Source organism: Fibrobacter sp. UWR4 (genome assembly GCF_003149045.1).
Classification (GTDB): domain Bacteria; phylum Fibrobacterota; class Fibrobacteria; order Fibrobacterales; family Fibrobacteraceae; genus Fibrobacter.
The window spans coordinates 38,599-63,297 of the sequence record NZ_QGDU01000014.1; the positions used below are offsets into that span (position 1 = coordinate 38,599).

General features: G+C 51.4%; 26 protein-coding genes and 2 tRNA genes. 13 read left to right on the forward strand and 15 right to left on the reverse strand.

The features are described from left to right. Nucleotides 1-260 precede the first annotated feature (260 nt). On the forward strand, nucleotides 261-626 hold the full coding sequence (locus BGX12_RS07345) for a hypothetical protein (RefSeq protein WP_109735437.1): 366 nt from the start codon (nucleotides 261-263) through the stop codon (nucleotides 624-626). A 98-nt stretch (nucleotides 627-724) separates the two neighbouring features. Next, a tRNA-His gene (locus tag BGX12_RS07350) sits at nucleotides 725-798 on the forward strand. Between the two features lie 134 nt (nucleotides 799-932). Here the strand turns inward: BGX12_RS07350 and BGX12_RS15505 are convergent. Beyond that, nucleotides 933-1,085, reverse strand: a complete 153-nt coding sequence (locus BGX12_RS15505; RefSeq protein WP_158278193.1) for a hypothetical protein — start codon at nucleotides 1,083-1,085, stop codon at nucleotides 933-935. Nucleotides 1,086-1,165: 80 nt separating this feature from the next. Here BGX12_RS15505 and BGX12_RS15315 point away from each other — a divergent pair, with 80 nt between their 5' ends. Further along, complete coding sequence (locus tag BGX12_RS15315; RefSeq protein ID WP_146196287.1) at nucleotides 1,166-1,363, forward strand: hypothetical protein; 198 nt, start codon at nucleotides 1,166-1,168, stop codon at nucleotides 1,361-1,363. Nucleotides 1,364-1,421: 58 nt separating this feature from the next. Here the strand turns inward: BGX12_RS15315 and BGX12_RS07355 are convergent, their stop codons facing one another. The 5 genes from BGX12_RS07355 to BGX12_RS07375 all read right to left on the reverse strand — a co-directional run bounded on the left by BGX12_RS07355 (nucleotide 1,422) and on the right by BGX12_RS07375 (nucleotide 7,869). Continuing rightward, complete coding sequence (locus tag BGX12_RS07355; RefSeq protein WP_109735438.1) at nucleotides 1,422-2,582, reverse strand: sodium ion-translocating decarboxylase subunit beta; 1,161 nt, start codon at nucleotides 2,580-2,582, stop codon at nucleotides 1,422-1,424. A 24-nt stretch (nucleotides 2,583-2,606) separates the two neighbouring features. Beyond that, entirely contained in the window at nucleotides 2,607-2,978 is a 372-nt protein-coding gene (locus BGX12_RS07360) for a biotin/lipoyl-containing protein (RefSeq protein ID WP_109735439.1), read from the reverse strand. Nucleotides 2,979-3,035: 57 nt separating this feature from the next. Further along, nucleotides 3,036-3,872, reverse strand: coding sequence for a hypothetical protein (locus BGX12_RS07365; protein ID WP_109735440.1), 837 nt, complete (start codon nucleotides 3,870-3,872; stop codon nucleotides 3,036-3,038). Between the two features lie 192 nt (nucleotides 3,873-4,064). Continuing rightward, complete coding sequence (locus tag BGX12_RS07370) at nucleotides 4,065-6,296, reverse strand: histidine phosphatase family protein (RefSeq protein ID WP_109735441.1); 2,232 nt, start codon at nucleotides 6,294-6,296, stop codon at nucleotides 4,065-4,067. A gap of 85 nt (nucleotides 6,297-6,381) precedes the next feature. Then, a complete protein-coding gene (locus BGX12_RS07375) occupies nucleotides 6,382-7,869 on the reverse strand; it encodes an acetyl-CoA hydrolase/transferase C-terminal domain-containing protein (RefSeq protein ID WP_109735442.1) in 1,488 nt (495 codons plus the stop codon). Between the two features lie 29 nt (nucleotides 7,870-7,898). Here BGX12_RS07375 and BGX12_RS07380 point away from each other — a divergent pair, with 29 nt between their 5' ends. From BGX12_RS07380 to BGX12_RS07395, 4 genes are read left to right on the forward strand one after another with little or no spacing between them, the layout of a single operon-like run. Then, nucleotides 7,899-8,315 carry a GtrA family protein gene (locus BGX12_RS07380; protein ID WP_109735443.1) on the forward strand — a complete coding sequence of 139 codons (417 nt, stop codon included), beginning with the start codon at nucleotides 7,899-7,901 and terminating at the stop codon, nucleotides 8,313-8,315. Nucleotides 8,316-8,354: 39 nt separating this feature from the next. Further along, a complete protein-coding gene (locus tag BGX12_RS07385; protein WP_109735444.1) occupies nucleotides 8,355-9,122 on the forward strand; it encodes an ABC transporter ATP-binding protein in 768 nt (255 codons plus the stop codon). Further along, a complete protein-coding gene (locus BGX12_RS07390; protein WP_109735445.1) occupies nucleotides 9,119-10,324 on the forward strand; it encodes an ABC transporter permease in 1,206 nt (401 codons plus the stop codon). Before BGX12_RS07385 ends, BGX12_RS07390 begins: the two co-directional genes overlap by 4 nt. A 20-nt stretch (nucleotides 10,325-10,344) precedes the next feature. Then, nucleotides 10,345-10,983, forward strand: a complete 639-nt coding sequence (locus tag BGX12_RS07395) for a bifunctional 4-hydroxy-2-oxoglutarate aldolase/2-dehydro-3-deoxy-phosphogluconate aldolase (protein WP_109735446.1) — start codon at nucleotides 10,345-10,347, stop codon at nucleotides 10,981-10,983. Between the two features lie 95 nt (nucleotides 10,984-11,078). Here the strand turns inward: BGX12_RS07395 and BGX12_RS07400 are convergent, their stop codons facing one another. Together BGX12_RS07400 and BGX12_RS07405 are read right to left on the reverse strand one after the other, a co-directional pair. Further along, the gene (locus BGX12_RS07400; protein ID WP_109735447.1) at nucleotides 11,079-11,939 is read right to left on the reverse strand and encodes a diguanylate cyclase; all 861 of its coding nucleotides are present in this window, start codon (nucleotides 11,937-11,939) and stop codon (nucleotides 11,079-11,081) included. Between the two features lie 63 nt (nucleotides 11,940-12,002). Further along, nucleotides 12,003-12,824, reverse strand: a complete 822-nt coding sequence (locus BGX12_RS07405; RefSeq protein ID WP_109735448.1) for a menaquinone biosynthetic enzyme MqnA/MqnD family protein — start codon at nucleotides 12,822-12,824, stop codon at nucleotides 12,003-12,005. Between the two features lie 86 nt (nucleotides 12,825-12,910). Here BGX12_RS07405 and BGX12_RS07410 point away from each other — a divergent pair, with 86 nt between their 5' ends. Continuing rightward, complete coding sequence (locus BGX12_RS07410) at nucleotides 12,911-13,201, forward strand: hypothetical protein (RefSeq protein ID WP_073228499.1); 291 nt, start codon at nucleotides 12,911-12,913, stop codon at nucleotides 13,199-13,201. A gap of 56 nt (nucleotides 13,202-13,257) precedes the next feature. Beyond that, a complete protein-coding gene (locus BGX12_RS07415) occupies nucleotides 13,258-14,331 on the forward strand; it encodes a glycoside hydrolase family 5 protein (protein ID WP_109735449.1) in 1,074 nt (357 codons plus the stop codon). Nucleotides 14,332-14,510: 179 nt separating this feature from the next. On the opposite strand, the gene BGX12_RS07420 is transcribed toward BGX12_RS07415, so the two are convergent. The 6 genes from BGX12_RS07420 to BGX12_RS07445 are packed head-to-tail and all read right to left on the reverse strand — an operon-like array spanning nucleotide 14,511 to nucleotide 18,568. Next, entirely contained in the window at nucleotides 14,511-14,975 is a 465-nt protein-coding gene (locus BGX12_RS07420) for a hypothetical protein (RefSeq protein ID WP_233246301.1), read from the reverse strand. 13 nt (nucleotides 14,976-14,988) lie between these two features. Continuing rightward, on the reverse strand, nucleotides 14,989-16,146 hold the full coding sequence (locus tag BGX12_RS07425; protein ID WP_109735450.1) for a glycosyltransferase family 2 protein: 1,158 nt from the start codon (nucleotides 16,144-16,146) through the stop codon (nucleotides 14,989-14,991). Next, entirely contained in the window at nucleotides 16,143-16,613 is a 471-nt protein-coding gene (locus BGX12_RS07430; RefSeq protein WP_109735451.1) for a DUF255 domain-containing protein, read from the reverse strand. The genes BGX12_RS07425 and BGX12_RS07430 overlap by 4 nt, the downstream gene beginning before the upstream one ends. After that, nucleotides 16,606-17,046: a hypothetical protein gene (locus tag BGX12_RS07435; protein ID WP_109735452.1), complete on the reverse strand. Its 441-nt coding sequence runs from the start codon at nucleotides 17,044-17,046 to the stop codon at nucleotides 16,606-16,608. Before BGX12_RS07435 ends, BGX12_RS07430 begins: the two co-directional genes overlap by 8 nt. Nucleotides 17,047-17,064: 18 nt before the next feature. Next, a complete protein-coding gene (gene ftsY / locus BGX12_RS07440) occupies nucleotides 17,065-17,985 on the reverse strand; it encodes a signal recognition particle-docking protein FtsY (protein ID WP_109735453.1) in 921 nt (306 codons plus the stop codon). Between the two features lies 1 nt (nucleotide 17,986). Continuing rightward, the gene (locus BGX12_RS07445; protein ID WP_109735454.1) at nucleotides 17,987-18,568 is read right to left on the reverse strand and encodes an ATP-dependent Clp protease proteolytic subunit; all 582 of its coding nucleotides are present in this window, start codon (nucleotides 18,566-18,568) and stop codon (nucleotides 17,987-17,989) included. Between the two features lie 166 nt (nucleotides 18,569-18,734). Between BGX12_RS07445 and BGX12_RS07450 the strand changes: the two genes are divergently transcribed. From BGX12_RS07450 to BGX12_RS07465, 4 genes are all read left to right on the forward strand, one after another. Then, nucleotides 18,735-19,493, forward strand: coding sequence for a type I 3-dehydroquinate dehydratase (locus BGX12_RS07450; RefSeq protein WP_109735455.1), 759 nt, complete (start codon nucleotides 18,735-18,737; stop codon nucleotides 19,491-19,493). Between the two features lie 99 nt (nucleotides 19,494-19,592). Then, nucleotides 19,593-20,057 carry a PTS sugar transporter subunit IIA gene (locus BGX12_RS07455; RefSeq protein ID WP_109735456.1) on the forward strand — a complete coding sequence of 155 codons (465 nt, stop codon included), beginning with the start codon at nucleotides 19,593-19,595 and terminating at the stop codon, nucleotides 20,055-20,057. A gap of 48 nt (nucleotides 20,058-20,105) precedes the next feature. After that, nucleotides 20,106-20,180, forward strand: a tRNA-Val gene (locus tag BGX12_RS07460). 124 nt (nucleotides 20,181-20,304) lie between these two features. Continuing rightward, nucleotides 20,305-21,603: a TolC family protein gene (locus BGX12_RS07465; protein ID WP_109735457.1), complete on the forward strand. Its 1,299-nt coding sequence runs from the start codon at nucleotides 20,305-20,307 to the stop codon at nucleotides 21,601-21,603. A 72-nt stretch (nucleotides 21,604-21,675) separates the two neighbouring features. Here the strand turns inward: BGX12_RS07465 and BGX12_RS07470 are convergent, their stop codons facing one another. Beyond that, entirely contained in the window at nucleotides 21,676-24,642 is a 2,967-nt protein-coding gene (locus BGX12_RS07470; protein ID WP_158278194.1) for a diguanylate cyclase domain-containing protein, read from the reverse strand. Between the last annotated feature and the right edge of the window lie 57 nt (nucleotides 24,643-24,699).

The window sequence follows — 24,699 nt, forward strand, 5'->3', positions numbered from 1 at the left end:
TCCAGCAGCACCGCCAGCCCCTGCCCCACGTCCAGGAACGTCACCCGCCCGGCCACCTCCCCGTCCGCCCCCGTATCGTTATAGCACCCCCAAAGGAAGATCAACAATGTCCAGATCCACTTCATAAAACCTCACTTTCAAAAAACAGCTCCCCTTATAAACGTTGTTATCACCCCATTTGTACGACTTTTTTTCATTTTTTACTATCTTTTAACAAGATGGTCGGGTCAACCCCGTCTGTTGATCTAAATGAGGTCTATATGCAGTTACCCAAGTACAAGAAAAAGAAGCGCATTAAGTTGAAAGTCTGCCAGGAACCGGGCTGCGGCCGCGAATTCTGGGGCCATCCGATCGCCAAGTACTGCGAACAGCACCGCGACATCAAGCAGCGTCAGAAGCAGAAGAAGGACATCGAAAACATCGAGTCCAAGAACATCATCTTCCGCCACAACTACACGGAATCCATGGACCTGACCTTCAAGTGCTGTCTGGAAGGCTGCAACGAGAAGTTCACCATCCGTATCTTCCCCAAGCAGTACATCTACCCCCGTTTCTGCGACGACCATCGTAACGACTTTAAGCGCTCCAACTTCCTGCGCCTTACGTCCAAGTTGAAGAACGGCTAACTTTAGCGACGCAGGCAAAAAAAGCACGTTTTTCAAAAAAAAGTTTAGGCCACCCTTGAAATTTGGGGTGGCTTTTTTATATTTGGCACACATTCATGGTGGATGTAGCTCAATTGGTTAGAGTCCCAGATTGTGATTCTGGATGTTGTCGGTTCGAGTCCGGTCATCCACCCTTAAAAAAGAAAGCCTCGCTTGACAGCGAGGTTTTCTTTTTATCATTAGGGAAGGCTTCGCCCTCCCTAAAACCCTCCCGGGCAATCGCATAGCGATTGCGAATTCAGGATAAACCATCTTTCCGCCGCGCTATCATTCAGGGGCTCCGCCCCCGAACCCCTGGGCAAATGGTGTAACGCCAGGGTAAGTCCCTGCCAGTATTTTTGCAAAATCATCCCTGCAGACAATCAAATTGACCATAACGGGCAGATGATGTTTCTTGTTGAACACAACAACTACATTCATTGTATACCATTTGTCGAAGACAACAAGAGCATTTTTCTGAAAAACGCATTTAGTTCAAGAAAGCACCAAAAGGAGGGCTTATGAAAAAATACGAAGTCATTGATGAGCCTCTTGACGAAGAAGAAAGAATTCTCATGGAAGCCATTGAAAGAGGTGATTTCAAGCATGAAGAAAAAGGCAGAACAGGCAGGAATCCCCTACCAGACGCTGATCAATTCTGTCATCCATCGATACCTAAACGGCGGCATCATTTTAAAGGACGCCATCTAAATTCATAAAAGAAAGAAGCCCCCGGTTCGTCACCGAGGGTTTCTTTAATTTTGCGAATGCTTTTGATTAAGCAAGTCTGCTAATCATGTAACCTGCGCAAACTGCAGTACCGATCACGCCAGCCACGTTGGGGCCCATAGCGTGCATCAGCAGGAAGTTCTGCGGGTCATACTTAGCACCTTCCACCTGGGAAACTCGTGCAGCCATCGGCACAGCGGAAACGCCAGCGGAGCCAATGAGCGGGTTCACCGGATTCTTCGGGGAGAGCTTGTTCATGATCTTTGCGAGGAAGAGGCCAGCAGCGGTAGAGAAGCCGAATGCGACCACGCCCATGGCGATGATCATGAGGGTCTGCGGACGGAGGAAGATGTCGGCAGACATGGTGAGGCCCACGGAAGTACCGAGGAAGATAGTCACGATGTTCATGAGTTCGTTCTGACCGGTCTTGACGAGACGATCAACAACGCCGGATTCCTTGAAGATGTTACCCAGCATGAGCATGATAATCAAAGCAGAAGCATCGGGCACGACCAGGATGCAGACAACCATGACCATGACAGCGAAGGCAAGACGTTCGGCCTTGGAAACCTTGCGGAGAGCCTTCATGCGGATCTTGCGTTCGGCATCATTGGTCATGAGACGCATGATGGGCGGCTGGATCAGCGGAACGAGAGCCATGTAGGTGTAAGCTGCAACGGCGATGGGGCCGATGAGGTGCTTAGCCAACTTGTTAGCAGTAAAGATGGAGGTCGGACCATCTGCACCACCGATAATACCGATGGAAGCAGCTTCGCCAAGAGTAAAGCCACCGAAAGCAACGGCGCAGAACATGGTAGCGAAGACACCGAACTGAGCGCCACCACCCAACAACAGGGTGCGGGGATTAGCAATCAGCGGTCCGAAGTCAGTCATGGCACCCACGCCCAGGAAGATGATGGGCGGGAAGAGTTCCAGATGGATACCCTGGCTGATGTAGTAATAGAGGCCTTCAGTCGGGACAAACATGCCCTCGATGCTCCAGCCACCATCATAGAATCCCTTGGTGGGGATGTTCACCGCAAGAGCGCCCAGTGCGATCGGCAAGAGCAGCAGCGGTTCGAACTTTTTCACGATTGCCAAGTACATCAGGACGAAGCTGACAATCCACATCACGATCATAGACGGAGTGATGTAGGCAAAGCCAGTGTCGCCAGCGAACTGGACAACGGAGTTAAGGATTGAACTCATTTATATGTACCTCAGTAGGCTGAATTAAGCGATGGTGAGGAGAGTCTGGCCGTCAACGACGGTGTCAGTTTCCTTAACAGCGACAGAGTTCACGGTACCTGCGCAAGGAGCGACAACCGGGTTTTCCATCTTGAGAGCTTCGATGATTGCAACTTCCTGGTTAGCTTCAACCTTATCGCCAACCTTGACCTTCAGCTTGAACACAGAACCAGCGAGGGGGCTCTTCACTTCGGTACCACCAGCAACAGCAGGTGCAGCAGCGGGAGCCGGAGCAGCAACCGGAGCGGGAGCTGCAGCAGGAGCAGCAGCCGGAGCAACGGCAACATTGGAATCAAGAACTTCAACTTCTACATCGTAGCTCTTGCCTTCGAAACTGATACGTACGGTCTTCTTCATTTTTCTTTTTCCTGGCTAAATAGCCTGTTGAATTTTTAAAGGTTTACCTGGCTAGACTTAAACGATGGTCCAAGCAGGGGAGTTAACATTCTTGTATGCGGTGACGCGGCAGGGCTGACCGAGAACCTGAGTTGCAGCTGCAGTCATGATCACTACCAGTTCGTCATTGGTAAGGCCCGGATGTTCTTCGAGGGCGGCAATAGCAGCAATGGACAGGAAAGCCTGGAGCTGCTTGTTGGTCATGCCCGGATGAACGCTCTTAGCATTGGGATCCCAGTCGCAGTGGGCGGGGCCAATGGTACGGGGTGCAGCGGCAGCAGGTGCTGCAGCCGGAGCAGCGGCAGCGGGAGCAGCCTTGACTGCGGGTGCCGGAGCCTTGTCCACATTGAGGCCAAGCTTTGCCATGATGAAGTTCATCAGGTAGCAGAGCAAGCAAAGGCCGATAATCACAGCCATCACTACGATAAGGCCCGTTGCCTGGAATTCAGCAAGCTTGCCGATAGTGAAGACTTCCTTTTCGCCCTGGCATACGCCTTCTACGACGTCGCCATTGCAGTATTCCTTGCCCAGAGTAGCCTTGGCAATGGGAAGAACTGCAGAAGAAGCGTCGTCCTTTGCCTTGAGAGCATTACGGGCAGTTACAGACTGGTCATAAGTCTTGTATAGCACCTGGAATCCACCGCCATGGGCTTCGACAATTTCGAAGACAGCGGAATCGGCACCAGGAGTAAGGTCAAGCTGAGCCTGAACCTTTGCAGCATCAGTAGGGGACATCAAGCCGATCTGCTCGTCAAAACGTCCCTTAGCCTTTGCCGGGGTAGCCACTACAGCTTCTTCAGCGGCAGCGGGTGCTGCTACCTGGGATTCTGCAGTATTCTGTTGCGTTTCATTCATATTGGATTTTATCCATTCTTTTAGGTGAACTTACTTGATAAAAATCAACGACGGAAATGTAATAAAAGTAGGTAGTAGGAAGTAGGAAGTAGGAAGGGGATGTAGGGAAAATAAGGTGTTTTTGCATAAGGAAAGGTCCCGCGAGAAGCTCGGGGGACCTGATCTTTGAAATCCTTTACAAACTATGAAAAGCTACAGTTTCATGGTGCCGGAATCAAGGCCACGGACAGGAACATAACGAACCTTGCCTGCGCTGTCAAAAATCACTGCTGCACCCGCCAGGAAGTTGATCCAGTTGCGCGTGCCCATCACATCGAAGAATCGCAAGTCAACCTTCTTCTGAGATGCATAAACCGCAAGAGGTAGGACCATTCTATCGTGAGAAATGTAGAAGTTGACCTTCTGCAATTTGCTGCGATTGGCCAGGATGTAATCAGAAACCAGTTCCTTGCTACGGCCTTCCAAATCGTAGAAACTTCCAGCAGGAGAACCCGTATAGGCCCAGCGGCTCACATCTTCAATGGAAGGTTGACCAGACTTAACAAACCATTCCCCATCGAGGCCCGCAAGGCTATCGGGAGAAGCGCTTAATCCAGCGCCTGCCGCAATGTTTTCGCAGGTTTCCAAGGTGCGGGTATATCCGGAATAGGCAAAGTAAATGCGGCCGGCATTCTTGAACTTGGCCCCAACGCTCTTCGCCTGGGCCTTACCGTTATCCGTCAGGTGGCCCTTGGAACCCGTCTCATTGGTACGTTCCGCATGGCGAAGCACGAACACTACGGATTCGCCCGGAGCGAGGCTCTTATAGACGTCTTCCACATCGACAAAATCCATGATGTCATCGCTAGTGGCAGCACGCCACTTGCCGGAGGACTTTTCATAGATGTAGCTGATATCCTTGTTGATCACACCCGGACGGATTGCCCCGTCATACTTGGATGTATCGGCACCAAGGCCCACCGTATCCTTTTCGATATCGGTGGCGGCGCGCCATCTGCCCAGTTCCGCATCGCAGGTAAAACGGACCTTGGTCTTGGTCGTATCCTGGTAATTACATCCAAAGTAATTACTCTGGCTGTAACCGATATGAGTCACCACGCCATTATTGGACTTGCCGCAAGTGGGGAACTGGAATTCACTAGTCCAGAACTTACGCAGGTGACGTTCAAAGTCGGGAACATCGCCCAGGCCCCAGCCAGCCACATTCTTACGGATCTTTTCAAAGGAGCCGTTAATATCAAGAGCCATAAGCCAGTCTGCCAGGTGAGCCCTGGAAGTCCAGTCGTCCCAGTTACCGCTGCCAGCAATTTTCTGGGCGATGGAATCTGCAAACTGCAACATCTTCTGACCGGAACCATGGCGTTGCAGCATGACGGATATCGCCAGGAGAGCCTCACTAAATTCATCACCAGCAAACAGGCTTACTTCATCTGCGGTTCTGGAAATCGTGGAAGCGGACGCACCACCTCCAAAGCCGCCAAAAACGCCCTGCTGCTGCATAAAGAAGGAATCGTTAAAGCCTTCAATCTTGATGCCGAAAGCGTACAGGACCTTCTTCAGGGACTGTTCCTTGAACATACGGACCGGAGAATTGTAACCGCTCTGTTCCACAAGCTTGAGAGTAGGTACAGCCTCAAGATGAGTCAGGATATTCACGTTTACGGAATCCTTTTCCGTAAGGTCCGTTACAGAGGTGAGCGTTACCGGCTCGGCAGAAAGACCGCCGGTCAATTCACTCTTGTAATAGCCGAATGCTTCCACTCGGACATAAGGAGAAACAATATCAAACGCATCAAAAGTATAGGAGCCATTACCGGTGGTAATGCAGGTCTTGTGCTTACGGTCGGAATCAGCCAGGCGATGCAGGCTATCCAATTCCACCACCGTTACGGAAGTACCATGACGGAAAGGTCCCTTTTCCGCAATACCGGCAACAACCACGCCCTCCCTACGGTAGACGAATTCGCCTGTGAGGGAATCCATACCGAAAACGGATACGGACGGTTCTTCCTCTTCGGCACCAACGGACAGGGAGCCATCGTTACAGGAAACACCGATTTGTTCAACAATGTCCGTACGCCATTCCCCGTTTACACAGAAATACAGAGTATTTTCCGCAGCCACCAGGAAGGATTCCCCATCATTGGCGGAAGTACACTTCGGCAGCTCATCCGCCTCTTCGACAGCGGTAGTATCTTCCACAGGTTCCTCGTTCCCGCCGACAGGATCGATGGGAATAATAATCTCGCCCCCCTGAGAGTCCCCAGGGTTATTTGGATTATTGGGGTCACCGGGATTACTAGGATCCTTAGAATGTCCAGTGGAAGAACTGGAGAAATCTTCCTGCAGTTCGGATTCGACGCCTGTATGTCCTTTACAGGCGACAAAAATCAAGGGCAAAACCAAAAAAATCAAACGATACATTTGAGTCCAATATAAAAATGGACCTTTGGATTGCCAACAAAAAAAGATTTTACAAGGCTTCGGATAAGGGAAAACACCCCAAAAATTACAGCATGGAACCCGTTTCCAGGAATTTCTGGTGCATTTCGAAGGCGCGGTTGATGGCCAGAGGCATGTGGATGCCCTTGGCGTGCTTCAGACTATATTCCAGGAAGTCGCTTAACGGCTCCTTGAAATTGGGGTGGGCGCAGTTCTTGATGATCAGTCGGGCGCGGTCTTCTGCAGCGAGGCCGCGAAGGTCGGCGAGACCCTGCTCCGTCACGAAAATCATGGTATCGTGATCCGGATGGTCCACATGACTTACGTAAGGAACCACGGAACTGATGGTGCCGTTCTTTGCAACGGAAGGCGTCATGAAAAATCCCAGCAGGCAGTTGCGGGCAAAGTCCGCAGAGCCGCCGATACCGTTCATCATGGCAGAACCCGTCACCAGGGAACTGTTCACGTTGCCGAAAATATCCACTTCAAGGGCAGTGTTCATGGAGATGACGCCAATACGCTTGATGACGTCAGGGCTGTTGCTCACTTCCTGCTGGCGGATAATCAAATGTTTCTTCCATTCGTCAGCATTGGCCACAAATTCCTTCTGGGTACTTTCAGACAAAGTAAGTGCCGTACCGGAGGCGATGCCAAGCTTGCCGTTCTTCAACAGCGGGAGAACCGCTTCCTGGATGACTTCGGTATAAAGGTCAATCTGATGGAGGCGGCTATCAGCAGCCATGGCGGAGAGAACCGCATTTGCAACCTTGCCTACGCCACTCTGGTAGGCCAGCCCCTTCAGGAGGCGTCCGCGTTTTTCTTCATAGCGGACAAAGTCCAAGATGCGGTCCCCGATATTACGGGAAATTTCATCCGGTTCCACAAAAGGAGTAACTTCGTCAAAGCGGGACTGTTCCACGATAGCAACAACGCGATTGGGATTTACGCGGGCAAAAGTATCGCCTACGCGATCACCGGCGGCATCAATGGGCAGGGCCTTTGCGTGGGGCGGAAGTTCCGGCAGCGCCACGTCGTGAATGCCCACGCAGGCTTCCCCAAAGCGGGTGTTCAATTCCAGAATGACCTTTTCTGCAGATTCCAGGAAGGTAACGGAATTGCCGCCAGATGTAGAAAGGCACACGCGACCATCGGGCAAAATCTGGGTCACTTCCACAATGGCAACCGTGGGACGGGGAAGCGCCCCCGTACGGATCCAATAGCCCATCTTGCCCAAGTGGGCGTCAATGTACTTGATGGAGCCGGAGTTGATGGCCTTGCGGAGTGCGGGATTGGACTGATAAGGCATGCGGAAGCTAACGGCTTCTGCACGGGCAAGGGCGCCGTCGCAGGAATCGCCGGTAGAGGCTCCGGAGAAAAGCGTCACCTGGAAGGGTTTACCCTCGGCGTGAAGTTTTTCCGCGCGGGTTGCAAGAGCCGTAGGCACCACCTTAGGGTAGCCAGCCAGCGTAAAGCCGGAAACACCCAGAACGTCACCATCGTTAATGAGGAGAGCCGCTTCTTCAGCGGTGCACTTTTTATCTTCAATCCAATTCATAGCACCACAAAATAATTATTTTGCGGACAATGTTTCATTTCGTCAAGTACAATCTCATCGGAATTATGAACACCTTGATTACCCTCCTGGTTGTCTGGGTGTTCCACCAGCTTTTGGACTGGAACCTGGAACTGTCCAACTTCCTAGGTTTTGTAGCCGGCGGTTGTAACAGTTACGTGATGAACCGAATCTGGAATTTCAAGAGCCAGAATGAAAAAAAGACCGAAGTGGTCCGATTCCTTATCGTATTCCTCTGCGCCTACGGATTGAACCTGCTGGTTCTGGAAGTTTGCGTCTATGCACTTGGGAACTTCGGCTGGCTTGCCGGTTTCAATGAATTCGTAACGAAATTCATGAAGCCCAGTTATTTCGCCAACATCGTGGCAAACATTGTCTATGTGCTGGCTAGCTTCACCTTGTACAAAAAGTGGGTTTTCAGGAAGTAACTGCAACCCCATCGCGAATACAGGCATCTAAAAAGGCGTATGGAAAAATCCCCTATTTTATCAATCCAGAATCTCCGTCGCGATTTCAAGATGGGCGACGAGACGGTCCACGCCCTGCGTGGGGTAAGCTTTGATATTTACGAAGGGGAATTTGTCACCATCATGGGCACCAGCGGTTCCGGCAAATCCACCATGCTGAATATTTTAGGATGCATGGACAAGCCCACCAGCGGCCACTATATCCTGGACGGGGAACACACCGAAAAGCTGAAGCGGGATGCACTTGCCCGGATCCGAAACAAGAAGCTTGGCTTTGTATTCCAGAGTTACAATCTTCTGAGCCGCACCACCGCACTGGAAAACGTGGAACTTCCGCTGCTGTACAATTCCAAGGTTTCCTCCGGGGAACGCCGCCGCCGAGCCATCGAAGCTCTGGAAATGGTGGGACTTTCCGACCGCATGAACCACCTGCCCAACCAGATGTCCGGCGGTCAGCAGCAACGTGTGGCCATTGCCCGCGCCCTGGTCAACGACCCGGTAATTATTCTGGCCGATGAAGCTACCGGAAATCTGGATACCCGCACCAGCTACGAAATCATGATGATTTTCCAGGAACTGCATAGACAGGGAAAGACCATCGCCTTCGTGACCCACGAGCCGGATATCGCCACCTTCAGCGGTCGCACCATCACCCTGCGGGACGGCCTCCTGAAAAAGGATGTCGTGAACGATAACGTAGCAGACGCCCGTGCGGCACTGGAGGCATTGCCCCTGCCGGAAGTTTTCGATGACGAGGAGAAAACATGAGTCCGTTCATCCTGATGAAAATTGCACTGAAGGCTCTGTTCAGAAACCGCATGCGCACCTTCCTTTCGGTGCTGGGCATCGTCATTGGTGTAGCCGCCGTCATCGCCATGGTAGCCATGGGCGAAGGTTCCAAGCAGTCCATCAAGGAACAGATGACCTCCATGGGCACCAACGCCATCATCATCATGCCCAACCGCGACCGTCGTGGCGGCGTCCAGACGGAATCCGCAGTCTCCCTGGAAGAAGAAGACGTTATCGAAATTCGGGAAAGGGCGCAGTTCATCAACGGAGTCTCCCCCATGATTACCGCAAACGGACAGGCTATTGCAGGGAACAACAACTCCCCCACCCAACTCAGCGGCATTTCCTCGGACTATCTCAAGATCCGCAACTACGAAATTGAGGACGGCGTCATGTTCGACGACGAGGCGGACCGCATGGCAAAAGTCTGCGTTATCGGCCAGACCGTCATCAAGAACCTATTCCCCGACACGGATCCCATCGGGAAGACCATCCGATACAAGAGCATCCCTCTGAAAGTCATCGGGACCTTAAAAACCAAGGGTAGCGGCGACTTCGGGCAGGACCAGGACGACGTCATCTTTACGCCTTACCAGACTGTCATGAGACGCTTTAACGCTACCACGGATATCCGCCAGATTTATGCCAACTCCATCGGAGAAGGTTACGCGGAACGGGCCACCGAAGAAATCATGGGCATCCTGAAGGAACGACGCAACTGGACAAAGCCCGTGGATCCCTTCCGAATTTTCACCCAGGAAGAAATGATCACCATGATGACCAACACTTCCGACATGCTTTCCCTGGTCCTTACGGCAATCGCAGGCATTAGCCTTCTGGTAGGCGGCATCGGCATCATGAACATCATGTATGTCTCCGTTACGGAACGCACCAAGGAAATCGGCCTGCGCATGGCTATTGGCGCCCGTGGCCGCGACATTCTCCTGCAGTTCCTTTTCGAATCCGTCATGATCAGCCTGCTAGGCGGCCTTATTGGCATAGCCCTCGGGATAGGCGCTTCCGAAATTGTGAAAAACGTCCTGAACTGGCCCATGAGCGTCTCCATTACAAGCGTCATCGCAAGCTTCAGCGTCTGTTTCATGACAGGCGTATTCTTCGGATGGTATCCCGCCCGAAAGGCCAGCCGACTGGATCCTATCGAAGCATTGAGATTTGAATAATTTTCTTGTATATTTAAGGCATGGAATTTCTTGAATCTCTAAAAGACATGCCGGTCATCGGCATCCTCCGTGATATCCCTCGCGGCTCCGAAGAACTTTGCGCGAAGACTGCTGCCAAGTGCGGCTTGAAGGCGATTGAAGTCACCATGAATACCGATGGCGCCGCAGAAATCATTACCCGTCTAAAAGATGCTTGCAAACCCTACGGCATCACCGTCGGTGCAGGCACTGTCCGTCACGACAGCGACCTGGAGGCAGCACTTCTTGCAGGGGCAAACTTCATCGTGACTCCCAATACACGAAGCAACATCATCCGTACGGCAGCTTCTTCCAGGACGCCCATCATTCCGGGAGCGCTCACCCCTACGGAAGTCCAGAAGGCTTACGACCTGGGAGCCACCGCCGTAAAGATTTTCCCGGTGGATTGCGTAGGCGGCCCCAAGTACATCAAGGCTCTCCGCGGTCCCTTCCGCGACATTCCGCTCCTTGCCTGCAGTGGCGTAAACGCAGAAAATGCTGGTGACTACATCAAGGCTGGCGCCAACCTGCTGGCATTCGGCGGAAGCATCTTCAGTGCAAAACTCATGCAGGAAGGCAACTGGGATGAAATCGGCCACCGTCTTACGGAACTTTTGGAAGCCGTCCGCAAAGCCCTGTAATACTCCCGCAAAACTTAAAGCAAGCTAAGTAGGCGTAGCCTATGAAAGCGCAGTCTTTTTTCGGGGGTCCAGGGGGCAGCGCCCCTTGCATCATACTAAGATTTCATTTTCTTCTTGCATTCGTACATGGACACGTCTGCACTATGGAGCATGTCATCCATTTCCGCATAGTCTTCGGAAGAATGGGCGACGCCATAGGCGAAGGAAACCTTCTGGTCCACGATGGTAATTTCATCCACCGCCTGACGCATACGGTCCACGCAAATGAAGGCGCCCTTCTTGTCCGTTTCGGGGCAGATGATCATGAATTCGTCACCGCCCATACGGAACAGCAAATCGGACTCACGGAGCAGGGCCTTCACGGAATTCACTACGGAACGCAGGAGCAGGTCGCCGGCCTGATGGCCATAGCGATCGTTTACAGTCTTCAAGCCGTTCACATCAAAATAAATCAAGGAGAAACTATTACCATAGCGACGGCTACGGGAGAACCATTCCCTCAGGGAGTACATACCATGACGACGGTTGTAGCAGCCGGTCATATCGTCCGTAAGGGAAATGTCTCGCAGGTGGCGCAATGCACGGGCCAGGCGGATATGAACATTCACGCGAGCCAAAAGAATATCGGTCATGGCATTCTTGCTGACAAAATCAGATGCGCCAGACTGGAAGCCCTTGGTAATGCTATCCGTGTCTTCACGACTGGTGAGGAATATAATGGGCAGGTCATCCAGAGCGAAACGCTGACGGATTCGCAGGCAGACTTCATAACCATTCAGGTTCGGCATGTTGATGTCCAGAAGGACTAAGTCTACGCGGTTTTCGTTCAAGAAAGCCAGGGCTTCCTCACCGGAATTACAGCAGGTCACATTGTAACCCACATGAGACAAAAGTTCAGAAGTCTGATTCAAGACTTCGGCATTGTCATCCACAATCAATATTTTTTCTTCAACCATGTTAACCCTTCCCAAAACCACACACCGATTGGTTCTGGTTCAAAAATACAATTTTTGATGGGTCTAGAGTTGTAAAAATTCCAACACAGGAGAAGTCTCCACAAGACTCATTTTCTGTGCGTAATTGAAAAAACTTTTTAACGATTCCTTACGTTCATCGGTAAAACGATAGTCCAGGGCGCTATAATAATTTTCCACCACCTGGCGAGGTAAACTTACCGGATATCGTTCCAGCCATTTATCCAGAGCCCGTGATGGATTTTCCCTAAACTTGTCGATACTGATTTTTGTGGCATCCAAATACCGACGCAGGGAATCTATATGCTCGTTGTCCAAGGCGTTCTTGGAAATAATCCAGGCACCGAAAACGAAAGGCTTCTTCTGCCATTCCTGCCAGAGAGTACCCAAGTCATAATCGTATGCAAAACGATGACGCTCATTTTCTTCCAGAGCCTGGTCACCAATCAGGAGGCAAGCATCATCGCCTTCCTCATAGGCGCCATCCACATAAATGGGCTTTATGCCAAATCGTTCTTCCAGAAGAATTCGCAGCAAGGTGACCGAAGTCTTACTTTGACCTGTCATACGAATGCGACGGCCATCCAATGAATTTATCTGTAATTTGGAAAATAACTTAACCGAACGAACTTCAAAAGAACAGGACGTACACAATTCCGGCGAAAGAACAAAAGCGCCTGGTTTTTGAGCGAACGTAATGGAAGATGCCGGAGACAAGTGAATGGATCCATCCTTCAGCCCAGCACAATGGGCGCTAGGGGGGCCGTCTATAAATTCAATGTCACGAAATTCCGACTCACGCCCAATAAAATCATGAAAAAAGGGCGCACAGACTAAAAATGGAATTCGGCCAACTCGTAAAGTCATGTAAAAAAGTTAACTTTTCTCCCGTGATCAAATTGTGATCATAGAGGAAATAGAAAGAAAAACAAAAGATAATTGGCTAAGGTATAATGGCTGTATTCCACGTTAAGAAAACGTCGCTCGGTGAAGATCCCAACACTCTGGTCTTCAAGGGCAAGATTGTTGAAGGCCCCATCAGCAAGGGCATGACCATTGAAATCCCCGTTACACAGGAAGCTGTGGTCAGTATGAAGATTTACGATGTCGTCCTCTTTGAAAAGCAGAAGGATGACGAAAAGAAAGTCGGTCTGGTCATGGACTTCGACGGCCTCCCAGATGACATGGAAGTCATCATGGGCCTGAACATCGCCGAAGAAGACCTGAAGATCGTCAACGAATAGGAATTCCTAAAAAACGGCGGTCAATTCAGACCACCAAAACACAATGGGATGGTACAATGAAAAAAGAAAGACTACGGGGAGTGAATTTGGGTGGCTGGTTCAGTCAGGTTGACTGCATTCAGGAAAAAGATCCTGTAGGATTTCCTGGACTGGTACCTCACATCAAATCCTTCCTTGACGTGAATGATTTCAAGCGCATCCGCGAGGCGGGGTTCAACCACGTTCGCCTGCCGGTGGACTACTTTAACGTCTTCGATGGCGCCGAACTGAAGCCCAACGAAGAAGTTTTCGGTCTTCTGGACAAGGCCCTGAAGGAAATTCAGGCAGCCGACCTGGACGTCATTCTGGACCTCCATAAGTGTCCGGGCCATGACTTCCACCTGGGATGTTCCGAAGAACAGGCATTCTTCACCAGCGCCGAAGCACGCAAGGACACCAACAAGGTCTGGGCCTACATGGCCGAACGCTATAGCGGTGAATCCCGTGTGATGATGGAACTGTTGAACGAACCCTCCTGCAGCGACTCCAAGATTTGGGACAAAGTAAAGGACGAAATCTTCTGGACAATTCGCAAGCACGCTCCCAAGAACACCATCGTGGTGGGTTCCAACAAGTGGAACAGCGCCCGCGAATTCGAATCTCTCACACCTATGGATGACGATAACGCCATCTACAGTTTCCATACCTACACTCCGGTGACATTCACTCATCAGGGTGCCGCATGGATTAACGATCCCTTCTTCAAGATCGAACGCCCCTGGCCCGGCGACTACGCCGCCCCCGAAGCAGGTGCCACCACCCGCCTCGATGTGGAATTCGGCAAGTGGGACAAGGCAAAGCTCCAGGCAAGTATCCAGAACGCCTTGGATTTCCGCGCCAAGTACGACCTGCCGGTCGCCTGTAACGAATTCGGCGTCTACGTCCAGGTGCCCCGCCAGTACCAGATGGCATGGATGCGCGACTTCATGGAAATTCTCCGTGACGCAGACGTAGGCTACAGCTACTGGAACTACAAGAATCTTGACTTCGGTATTGTCTCCAAGGGTGAATCCCTGCACAACTCTCTGGCACAGTACAACAACCCGGATCGCCTCGACAGCGAACTGATGGACCTGCTGGCTAAGGGGTAAATTAGATGCAGAGGGGTTTCACCCCTCTGGACTCCCCATCGCAAGGAATGGGCCATCACAAGCTTGCGCTTGTTTGTCGCCGCCCTTGCTCGTTTGAAGGGTGCTAAAGCGCCTCTTCAAAATAGAACGCTGGAATATTAAAAGGCTGACCAAGATAAACTTGGCCAGCCTTTTCTTTTTTATAACTCAATTAAGATGCCCGCCTGGATGTAGGCGTAGCCCTTCCCGTAATGGTCCAGGAACTCATAACCTCCCATGACCATAATGGAAGACAAGTCGCCATTCTTGATATCCAGGCCGCCACCGGCACGCCAGAACATCTGGTGGTCACTTCCTATCAGGTAGCCAAAGTCTCCCGTAGCAACAGGCAGCACAGTACGTCCAAACGGCAAGCGCACCCACAAGCTACCAGACAACGGGAACAGTCGGGTATTGTCAATCTCCTGATAGCCCGTACCGATACCCACAAAAAGCATCTGGTCAATAGGATACCACCAGTGGCCATAGACGTTCAGGTTGAACTTGGAAATCTCGCTGACATGATTCACCACGCCTCCCTGGAGATCAAGCGTAAACGCCCCTGCCGGCGCACAGGCGCAGGCCAAGGCAAACAGAATCGCGGCAACGGACTTTCTCAACTTCATTGACAGAACCTCGTTAGGCATCTTCATCACTTCGTGCTTCGCGAGCCCAGCCACCGCTCTTTTCGCGGGTAAAGGACAGGAAGAAGCCCTTCAGCAAGGCAACATTCATCAGCAGGAAATAATATCCACTAGGAATAATCCTGAAAGCGAAAGCCAACAGACCCGCCACCATCAGGCCGAAGAAAATCTGATAGAAGAGACCGCTGGTCAGCAGCAAGCCACTGCAGATAAACAGCAGGATAAAGATGTGGGGAGAGAACCAGCGAAGAATCTTGTGGGAGAAGAACAGGTACGCCGTCAAGGGACGGAACGGATTCAGCAATGGCAAGTAGGAAAGCAGGAAGTTAAAGTTGGCTCGACCGATACGAACCTTACGGCGGAATTCACCGCTGGATTCCTTGGAGGTCTGTTCCGTACCAATGGCACTGGAAACAAACGTACAGAAGTATCCCTTCTGCAGGACCTTTGTAGCAATGAAGAAGTCATCCATGACGCTCTTCTTCACCGGCAGTTCCGTATAGAGACTACGACGGATTGCATAGAGAGCGCCGTTACCACCCACCAGGCGGTCCAGGATACCTTCGAACTTCTTGATTTCGGATTCCAGGTCCCAGTAGGAACTTTCGCCACGACCCAGCACGCTACCGCTCTTATCGGTAAGAATCAAGTGACCGCAAGCGCAGCCAATCTTCTTGTCCTTGAAAGGCTGCACCAGCTTTCGCACTACGTTGGGGAAGAACATGGTGTTAGCATCGCAAAGCAGGAGAATTTCGTTCTTCGCAATTCCATTCAGGCGGTTCAGCATGGCTGCCTTACCCGCATTCTTGGGAGCCTTCACAAGGGTGATGCCCTGGTCAGCATAGCGGGCCACAATTTCAGCGGTACGGTCTGCGGAGCCGTCATCACCAATCAGCACCTCAAGCTTTTCCTTGGGGTAATCGATTTCAAGAATGTTCTGGATCTTACGTTCAATGATGGCTTCCTCATTGAAGGCGGAAATCAGGATGGATACCGAGGGCAGTTCATCGCTTTCATCCAAGTCCTTCTTACGGCGCTTGAACAACTCGCTCACAAAAGGAAGGGAAACCAGGAACAGCAAATAGCAATGGACTACCAAAAACAGCAGAACCCAGAAAGCTATCTGTACGTAAAAAAGGAATTGTTCGTTCATCGTGCAATCCACTCCTTCTCTTTTGAAAGGAACTGATTTAGCAAGTAAAGCATGTCTTCCACAGTCATGGACTGGGTGACCGTCAGTATGGACATCCCCTTAGGCGCCACCAGCACAAAGGAGGGCAAGGCCTTCAGCTCCCATACTTCGGAATAACATTTCTGAACCGTTTTCTTCTTGCCGTCGCAGACAATCTTTTCCTGGGAGTCCGCGTCCAGCTTTACAGGAATAAAACGTTCATTCAAAACTTTTGCAACAGCGGTATCACCATAGACGTTTGCATCCATGATTCGGCAAGGCACGCACCAATCCGCATACATATCCACAAAGACCAGTTTCTTCTGGACCTTGGCAAGATTCATCGCCTGGTTATATCCGTACCAATGGACAGCGGAGGAATCCGATCCCTCGGCCAGGGCAAAACCGCAGGCAACAAATAACAGCAGGAGCGCAAGACGCTTAATCATCTTCAATCACCCCCTTGCGAGTTCTTGGCCGAGCATTCGTCTGGACCTTGTTATCGGGAGTAGAGGGCCCGGACTTCGGTACGGAAGGTTTCTCCTCCGCAGCCTTCTTTACGGCAAGCAGCGAATCAATTCGGGCATTTACGGCCTTTTCAAAAGGAATCCACTGGTCCGGATCGTCCAGAATTTTTTGAATCCTCTCCAGGTATTCTTCCCGAGTGTAACCCGCATCCCTCAGGATATCCTGACGGCCCAGCCTTGCCATGGGAGTTTCGCCACCGTAGTTGATATCCAGCAGGCGCAATTCAACAAAGGTATCCACCAGATGTTCATCTGCAGAAACTTCACCAGAACAGCCTACACCCAACAATAAGGCAAAGGCGAGACAGCAGAACTGCCCCACCTTAAAGCACCTATTCCTGAAAATGCTAGCCATTCCCGAAGGCTCCAGACTCTAGGATTTATCTTCCAGTGCGTTCTCGAAAAGACCTTCCACGTATTCGGACTTGCTGAAAGGCACCAGCTGGTCGATGCGTTCACCCATACCAATCCAGCGGATGGGAATCTGGAGGGAACTTGCAATGGAAAGCACGGCGCCACCGCGGGCGGTACCATCCAGCTTCGTCACCACAAGACCGGTCAGCGGGAAACTCTGGTTGAAGATCTTGGTCTGGTTGATGGTATTCTGTCCGGTGTTGCCGTCGATCACCAGCCACATGTCGTGAGGCATGTCGGGATTGACCTTCTTGATGACGCGGACAATCTTCTTCAACTCTTCCATCAGGTAGTCTTTATTGTGCAAGCGACCTGCGGTATCGATCAGCACCACGTCGCATCCGCGGGCCTGGGCGGCCTGGCAGGCGTCATAGGCAACCGCAGCCGGGTCGGAACCTTCCTGATGTTTCACGAATTCTGCGCCAGAACGTTCAGCCCAGGTTTCCAGCTGGTCGATAGCTGCCGCACGGAAAGTATCGCAGGCCGCAATCATCACCTTCTTGCCTTCGCCAATGAGGCGGGCGGCAAGCTTACCGATGGTTGTGGTCTTTCCGGCACCGTTCACGCCAATGACGAGAACCACATGGGGCTTACCCTTCAGTTCAAAGGGAGGAGGATCCTTCAGAAGACGTTCCGCCTCGGAGCGCATAATGTCCAGCACCTGTTCGGTAGTGAGGGACTTGCCCAGGGCGTTTTCACGAAGGGCGTCTGTCAGGAGGAACGCAGCTTCTACGCCAACGTCCGCCTTGATCAGGTGTTCCTCCAGTTCCTCAAGAGTATCATCCGTAATCTTGCCTGCACCGACAATTCCCTTCAGTTCTCCAAGAAGGGCGTCGCGGGTCTTGGCAAGACCGTTCTTAATCGCAGAAAAAAATCCCATATTACAGCTTGCTTTCTACAATGTCCACCAGGCCGTAAGCCTTGGCTTCTTCTGCAGACATAAAGTTATCACGTTCAGTGTCGCGGTCAATTTCTTCCATGGTATGACCGGAAGTTTCAGCAAGAATCTTGCCGGTGATGCCACGGATACGGAGCATTTCTTCGGCCTGGATCTGGATATCGCTAGCGGGAGCCACAATTTCGCCATGAATCAAAGGCTGATGAATCATGATGCGGGCGTTGGGCCATGCATAACGTTTGCCCTTTGCACCTGCAGTCAAAAGCACGGCGCCCATGGAGGCAGCCTGGCCACAGCAAACCGTAACCACGTCACTCTTGATGGCATTCATGCAGTCATAAATGGCAAGACCGCTGGAAATCACGCCACCGGGGCTGTTGATGTAAAGAGTAATGTCGTCATTATTCAGGGAATCCAAATAAAGAAGCTGCTTCACGATACGTTCAGCACTTTCGTCATCCACACCGCCCCACAGGAAAATACGGCGGTTCTGAGCCAGGTATTCCTCGGCCTTCTTCATCATATCCGGGGTCTGGGCTTCTTTCTTTTCGTTACAATCTGCCATAAAAGCAATCCTTTATCTTGTTCGTCCGTTAATGTAGAAATTTTCGGTCAGCCACTTTTCGTAGGCACCTTCATTCCCCCTATATTATCGCTTCTGTACAATGATTTGTAAAACACTCATTTCCCTACCCCCTAGCCCCTAGTCTCTATTTTCTATATTCTCCATCATGAACGAAACAAAATATCTTGTAGGTCTAATCGGTCCCGAAATTTTAGAAGCCGCGGAAAAGGATTCCCTGCACCCGGTCCACCTGGATCTGGAAGCCTGCACCTCCCTGGAAATCCGCTATGACTTCTTTGACGAAAAGCTGTGGCCGGAACTATCTGCAAGAGTGGAGAAAGTCGCCCCCGGCAAGCTGCAGATCGGCACCATCCGTCTCAAGCGCGATGGCGGAACCTTCCCCGACGCCCGCGAGATTGAACGACTGGACCTCTGGAAAAAAATCCTGGAAGCGCCAGCAGTTCCCCAATGGCTTGACCTGGAACGGGATTGCCTTCATCAGTTCGAAACCTTGAACAAATTAACCGCAGGCCGCAAGGTTCAGTTATTGATTTCCGAGCACAATTTTTCTCGGGTACCAAGCGATGCGGAACTGGAAGACTACGCCAAGGACGTAAAGCGTTTTAACGCACCCGGCCTGAAGATCGCCGCCATGAGTAACGACACCGAGGACTGCGGAAGGCTTTACAAGTTCATCAAGAAACATTCCAAAAAATTCAAGCTCTTTGCCGCCTTCGGTATGGGGGATACCGGCAAGGCTAGCCGCCTCTGGTCCTTAAAAGAGGGTGCAAACCTGACCTACGGAGCCATCGGCAATGCCCAGGCCCCTGGTCAAATTGAAGTGATGACCATGAAAACCGCCCTGGACCAGTGGGACACCTTCCAAACTGAACTAGAATTATCCGCGTTTTTGAGCAAATTTTAGCGATTTTTGATATTTTCATAATACATTGTGGTTTTGACCCTCCCCAAAAACGAAATAATTGCTAAAATATCTACAGATATTTACAAAAGGGTATGAGATATGCGCCTTTCCGAAAGGTTTGTTGACAATTGCATCATTATTAATTCCGCTAGTAACTCCAAGGAATCCATCCTGAACGAGCTGGTGGATACACTCTGCAGTGCCTACAAGCTGGAACACCGCGACGAGATCTTCGACGCAGTGTGGAGCCGCGAACAGAGCCGTTCTACCGGCATCGGATGCGGCCTTGCAGTCCCCCACGCAAAGATTGATGCCGTCGACCGTATGTGCATGGTGGCAGCAACCATCGAGAACGGCCTGGACTTCGCTTCCTTCGATGGCGAACCGGTCTACCTGATCATCCTGATCGTAAGCCCGGGCAATACCGTGGGTCCCCACCTGAAGGCTCTTTCCTCCGTCAGCCGCCTGCTGGCCGATGGCGGTGTCCGTAAGGACCTGATCGCCTCCAAGGACCCGGCTGAATTCCTGACCATCCTCAAGGCCGCCGAAGATAAGTATTTATAATTTGGGTTGACAACCAGAGGGAGTTGTTCTATATTTGCTCCCACGCTTGGACGGTTAGCTCAGTTGGTTTAGAGCGCTGCTTTCACACGGCAGAGGTCATTGGTTCAAATCCAATACCGTCCACTAGAAAAGGTTTGGCTTTGCCAAGCCTTTTTTTGTTGGCGAATCCTTACCGCAATGTTTTTTCTATTTTGAGCCTATCCTGCAAAAAAGCAACGAATTCACCTTATCATTCATCTAAAAAGGCATGATCAAGTCTAAGGCAACACTTTTGAGCATCCTCGCGGCAACTTCTGTCGCCCTAGCTGGTAGCACCTGGACTCTGGAGCAATGCCTAGATAAGGCAAAGAAGTCCAGCCTATCCCTGGAAGCAGCCAAGCTGAAGGAGCAGGCCGCCGAGATTTCCGTCAAGCAGGCAAAGTCCAGCGGTGGCCCCTCAGTCAGCGCCACCATTGGCAATACGCTCTACGACCATCCCCTGGCACCCCACCCCCAGGATCACTACCGCTTTAACGTGGGAATTTCCGGATCCTACACCCTGTGGGATGGCGGAAGCACCAAGCTGAACACCGAAGCTACCCAGCTATCCAGGGAAGCGGTCGCGCTAGCAACCAAGCAGACGGAACGATCCATCCAGGAAAGTGTCCTGAACGCCTACATCAACCTGCTGGCCGCCCAGGAAAAGCTCCGTACCGCAGACGCCTCCGTAGAACTGTCCCAGGCTGAATTCGAGCACTACACCAAGCTTTTCGAGGCAGGCGCCATCACCAAGAAGGACCTGACCCAGTCCCAGTCCAACGTCCTGCAAAAGCAGGTGGCACAGCTTACCGCCCAGTTGAACGTAAGTACTAGCAGGACCTCCCTTCGCCAGCTCCTGGAACTGGACGCGAACGACAGCATGGAAGTTTCCGCACCGGAAGCAAACATTTCCTCACCGGACTCCCTCCCCCCGCTGCCCGCCTACGACCAGCTCATGACAGACGCCCGTGCCGCAAATCCAGGTCTGAAATCGGATAGCATTTCCATCAAGGCCGCCCACAAGAATACGGAAGCCGCCGGCGCCAACAACTCCATCACCGTCACCTTGGGAGCCAACTCCTCCACCGGCTTTACCGCCTGGGAATCGGACCGTTACGCCCGACAGCTAAAGAACGGCTGGCAGAACTCCATCTCCCTGAACATCAACATTCCCATCATCGACAACGGCTCTACGGAAAACAAGGTTCTCCAGGCACAGGTCAACGAAGCCTCCTCCCAGGTAGCCCTTCAGGAATCCTCCAAGAACCTGGAAAACAACATGGAGAAGCTCTACATTAACGCCATGAGCGCCGATATGCAGTGGAAGGCGGCCGCCCTCCAGGTGGAAGCGGAAATGGAAGCCCTGGCAGTGGCCGAGGAACAACGTAACGCAGGCGCCATCACCTATACCGATTACCTCACCCAGAAAAACAATCTGGAAAGCGCCCAGGTGACCCTCACCAACGCAAAATACACAAGTATCCTGGCCCGTAAGCTACTTGAACTTTACCAGGGCAAACTAGACTAGTCAAGAATACTAGGCAAGTATTGAGAAAGGCGCGGCAATGAACCGCGCCTTTTTACATCAGGAGTGAGAAAACTATACCGAGAGACGAGAACGTCCGGATTCCTTGGACTTGTACAGCAGCTTGTCAGCAGACTGGTAAAGCGCATTGAAGGAGTTCAACGTCATATTGGAAATAATCGCCCCCATGGACATGCTTGTAGTACGGGAGGCCATATTCAGGGACATGTTGATCTTGTCAAAAATCTGCTGGGCACGCTGGTACATGAACTCATCCGTACAGGCCTGATCAAAGAAGAGCGCCGCCGCAAATTCATCACCGCCCATACGTCCTGCAATATCGTTACGACGCAAGGTGGACAACAGGGTCTGACCCACCAGCGAGAGGAATTCATCACCTGCGGCGTGACCGTAGGTGTCATTAAATTCCTTGAAATGGTCCACATCCAGCATCAAGAGCATGACCTTGGTCTTGCCTTCCAGAAGTTTGTATTCCGTATCGCTCTTGAAGGCGGAACGGTTCAGAAGTCCCGTGAGGGCATCTCTACGGAAGGCGTTTTCCCACTGTTCCTGCTGGACTCGGACCTTGCTTCGTTCCGTGCTGACCATCACCCGCAGGGAATAGGTATCCGCCACATCGGCCACCACGATTTCGGCACGTCCCGCACGGACGGCGGAGTCAAAGTAAAGACGGCCAAAGCACAATACATAAATGATGGAGCCGTCCTTACGGCGGATACGATGTTCAAAGAACGCCTGGGGTGCCTTGCCCAAGTATTCCACCATCTGAGTCATATATTCCATACGGTCTTCCTCGGGAAGCAGGTCAACCTGATTCATATGGAGCCTTTCTACATCCTCCTTGGAATATCCTGTAAGAGCCTCAAAATCCTTGTCCATGCCGACAATGAAGTTCTGTTCATCCAGAGTATAGCGAATATGCTTTAGAGCATGAACCGTATTCACCATGTTTGCCGCAATCGAGTCGCCCTGGGCAAGTGCCTCACGGACCATATCTCTAGATTCCCGGTCCACGGAAGTCTCCTTCTCGATGGGGGCAGGCATGGCATCCAGCATCTGGAGAAATTCCGAGACAATATTGGGGTCGAACTGGGTACCGGCACAACGTTTCAGTTCGTCAATCGCCATCTTCTGGGGCAAAGCCTTACGGTAGGAACGGGTATTGACCATGGCGTCATAGGCGTCCACCACAGCAATCACACGAGACAATAGGGGAATGGTTTCACAGGAAAGTCCATCGGGATATCCGGCACCGTCCCAACGTTCGTGATGATGCAAAATCATATCCGCAATCCCTTCCAGCTCCGCAGAGCTCTTGGCAATCTGGTAACCCTTCATCGGATGGGACCGCAATACATCCCATTCCTCGCTGGTCAGTTTGCCAGGCTTATTCAGAATTTCAAGAGGCACACCAATCTTGCCGATATCGTGGAGCAGGCACAACAGGGAAAGGTTACTCTGGTCCACGTCGGAAAGGCCTATGCGGCGGCCCAATTCAGCACCCATGGTCTGGGTACGACGGACATGTTCTTCCGTATCGGAATCGCATTCCTGCAAAGCCTGCACAAGGGAATTAAGCACCACGGAATGGGAAGAGTTACGGTCCAGAAGCTTTTTCTGTCGCAGGCCCCTGACCGCCAAGTCAATGGATTCCAGCAGAACGGCATCGGGATCGCAGGAACTTACGGCATACAGGACCTTCTGTTCAAACTTTTTCTCGATCTGGGACATCATTTCCAGCACGGAGTTTTCACTTCCACGCAGGACCAAGGCGATGAGCATGGCATCCTGGCCTCGAATGAAGTAGGTTCCAGAGGCGAAATGGGAACGGAGCAGTTCGGACAGGTTCTTGATCATCTGGTCGCCCGCATGATGCCCCTTGGCGGTATTCACGATCGACAACCCTACAATATCGCAGGCGACAACCACCATACTTTCACGGCGTACATTCTTGGTTTCATCCGCGAACACACAGAAATCATCCCAGTTATGGAATCCCGTCAGAGGATCCGTCGCAAGGACTGCATTGGTGAACATGAATAGGTGACCAATGACTCGATGGTTCCTATTCTGGAGCGTTCTGAAATCGCAGCGCAACGGTCTACTGATTTCCCCGTCCTTGGCATAGCATTGAACCACAAGATTTTCGAAGCGTTCTTCCATGTGGATTCCGCACTGTTCTGCAAAATCCCTGATGTTCATCTGGTCCACAATATCAACTTGTGGCAGCAGCCCGTGGGCCATATCGTTGTGAAGAATAAGCCTTCCGTTGTAGTCAAAAAGAACAAGACCCTGGTCCAGATTTTCGAACACACTCATCTTGAACAGGTTCAGCATGCCCTTGGAGGAATACTGGAAACAGGCCCAGTAGAACACATAGGCGCCAAGGCTATAGCCAAGAATGGAGTAGTCCAGGAAATTGAACTTGGAAAGTCCAGGAGTGAACAGAAAGACGGCATTGATTGCAACAATCCCCACAATTCCCAACGCAGCATACAAGTACATTCTCTTGTATTCAAAAGGAACTCGGACCACCCTGGACAAGAGCAACCAGATGCAGGATGCAACCATCAGATAACAGAATGTCAAATGGACATAGAAAAGCGTATGCATGTCATAGCTGAACTTCGCAAATTCCGTTTCGCGGGGAACGTAGCTGACGGCAATGTCACAGAACGGGTTAACGGCAAAGACAGCGATTTCAAAGGCAAAAAATAGATGGGCAAGTTTCAAATGTCCAAGACCGGCCTTGCTCTGCTTGATATTACAGAAGTCCGATACGAACAGAACCAGGCATATCAGCATGAAATCGATGCAGATAAAATAGACGCTGGACAGGCAGGAGAAAATAAACACGTTGTCGAAAAGGGTGCTCAGCAAGTAGCTAATGTCCACAAGTGCGCAACCGATACAGGTATAACCTAAAGCCTTGCCACGAATGCCTGTTTTTTTAAAGGACATCATTGCAAGCAAAACATCCAAGGCGGCAAACACCAGGGACGCTACAATATATTCAGCCATAAAAAGAGACAAGAGGCCTCCGGGAAACTCAAAAACACCCCTGCAGGAACAGGGGAA

What these genes read in the sequence shown, in the direction of transcription:
- BGX12_RS07345 (WP_109735437.1), top strand. Translation starts at nt 261, where the DNA reads ATGCAGTTACCCAAGTACAAGAAAAAGAAGCGCATTAAGTTGAAAGTC.
- BGX12_RS15505 (WP_158278193.1), bottom strand. Translation starts at nt 1,085, where the DNA reads ATGAATGTAGTTGTTGTGTTCAACAAGAAACATCATCTGCCCGTTATG.
- BGX12_RS15315 (WP_146196287.1), top strand. Translation starts at nt 1,166, where the DNA reads ATGAAAAAATACGAAGTCATTGATGAGCCTCTTGACGAAGAAGAAAGA.
- BGX12_RS07355 (WP_109735438.1), bottom strand. Translation starts at nt 2,582, where the DNA reads ATGAGTTCAATCCTTAACTCCGTTGTCCAGTTCGCTGGCGACACTGGC.
- BGX12_RS07360 (WP_109735439.1), bottom strand. Translation starts at nt 2,978, where the DNA reads ATGAAGAAGACCGTACGTATCAGTTTCGAAGGCAAGAGCTACGATGTA.
- BGX12_RS07365 (WP_109735440.1), bottom strand. Translation starts at nt 3,872, where the DNA reads ATGAATGAAACGCAACAGAATACTGCAGAATCCCAGGTAGCAGCACCC.
- BGX12_RS07370 (WP_109735441.1), bottom strand. Translation starts at nt 6,296, where the DNA reads ATGTATCGTTTGATTTTTTTGGTTTTGCCCTTGATTTTTGTCGCCTGT.
- BGX12_RS07375 (WP_109735442.1), bottom strand. Translation starts at nt 7,869, where the DNA reads ATGAATTGGATTGAAGATAAAAAGTGCACCGCTGAAGAAGCGGCTCTC.
- BGX12_RS07380 (WP_109735443.1), top strand. Translation starts at nt 7,899, where the DNA reads ATGTTTCATTTCGTCAAGTACAATCTCATCGGAATTATGAACACCTTG.
- BGX12_RS07385 (WP_109735444.1), top strand. Translation starts at nt 8,355, where the DNA reads ATGGAAAAATCCCCTATTTTATCAATCCAGAATCTCCGTCGCGATTTC.
- BGX12_RS07390 (WP_109735445.1), top strand. Translation starts at nt 9,119, where the DNA reads ATGAGTCCGTTCATCCTGATGAAAATTGCACTGAAGGCTCTGTTCAGA.
- BGX12_RS07395 (WP_109735446.1), top strand. Translation starts at nt 10,345, where the DNA reads ATGGAATTTCTTGAATCTCTAAAAGACATGCCGGTCATCGGCATCCTC.
- BGX12_RS07400 (WP_109735447.1), bottom strand. Translation starts at nt 11,939, where the DNA reads ATGGTTGAAGAAAAAATATTGATTGTGGATGACAATGCCGAAGTCTTG.
- BGX12_RS07405 (WP_109735448.1), bottom strand. Translation starts at nt 12,824, where the DNA reads ATGACTTTACGAGTTGGCCGAATTCCATTTTTAGTCTGTGCGCCCTTT.
- BGX12_RS07410 (WP_073228499.1), top strand. Translation starts at nt 12,911, where the DNA reads ATGGCTGTATTCCACGTTAAGAAAACGTCGCTCGGTGAAGATCCCAAC.
- BGX12_RS07415 (WP_109735449.1), top strand. Translation starts at nt 13,258, where the DNA reads ATGAAAAAAGAAAGACTACGGGGAGTGAATTTGGGTGGCTGGTTCAGT.
- BGX12_RS07420 (WP_233246301.1), bottom strand. Translation starts at nt 14,975, where the DNA reads ATGAAGTTGAGAAAGTCCGTTGCCGCGATTCTGTTTGCCTTGGCCTGC.
- BGX12_RS07425 (WP_109735450.1), bottom strand. Translation starts at nt 16,146, where the DNA reads ATGAACGAACAATTCCTTTTTTACGTACAGATAGCTTTCTGGGTTCTG.
- BGX12_RS07430 (WP_109735451.1), bottom strand. Translation starts at nt 16,613, where the DNA reads ATGATTAAGCGTCTTGCGCTCCTGCTGTTATTTGTTGCCTGCGGTTTT.
- BGX12_RS07435 (WP_109735452.1), bottom strand. Translation starts at nt 17,046, where the DNA reads ATGGCTAGCATTTTCAGGAATAGGTGCTTTAAGGTGGGGCAGTTCTGC.
- ftsY (WP_109735453.1), bottom strand. Translation starts at nt 17,985, where the DNA reads ATGGGATTTTTTTCTGCGATTAAGAACGGTCTTGCCAAGACCCGCGAC.
- BGX12_RS07445 (WP_109735454.1), bottom strand. Translation starts at nt 18,568, where the DNA reads ATGGCAGATTGTAACGAAAAGAAAGAAGCCCAGACCCCGGATATGATG.
- BGX12_RS07450 (WP_109735455.1), top strand. Translation starts at nt 18,735, where the DNA reads ATGAACGAAACAAAATATCTTGTAGGTCTAATCGGTCCCGAAATTTTA.
- BGX12_RS07455 (WP_109735456.1), top strand. Translation starts at nt 19,593, where the DNA reads ATGCGCCTTTCCGAAAGGTTTGTTGACAATTGCATCATTATTAATTCC.
- BGX12_RS07465 (WP_109735457.1), top strand. Translation starts at nt 20,305, where the DNA reads ATGATCAAGTCTAAGGCAACACTTTTGAGCATCCTCGCGGCAACTTCT.
- BGX12_RS07470 (WP_158278194.1), bottom strand. Translation starts at nt 24,642, where the DNA reads ATGGCTGAATATATTGTAGCGTCCCTGGTGTTTGCCGCCTTGGATGTT.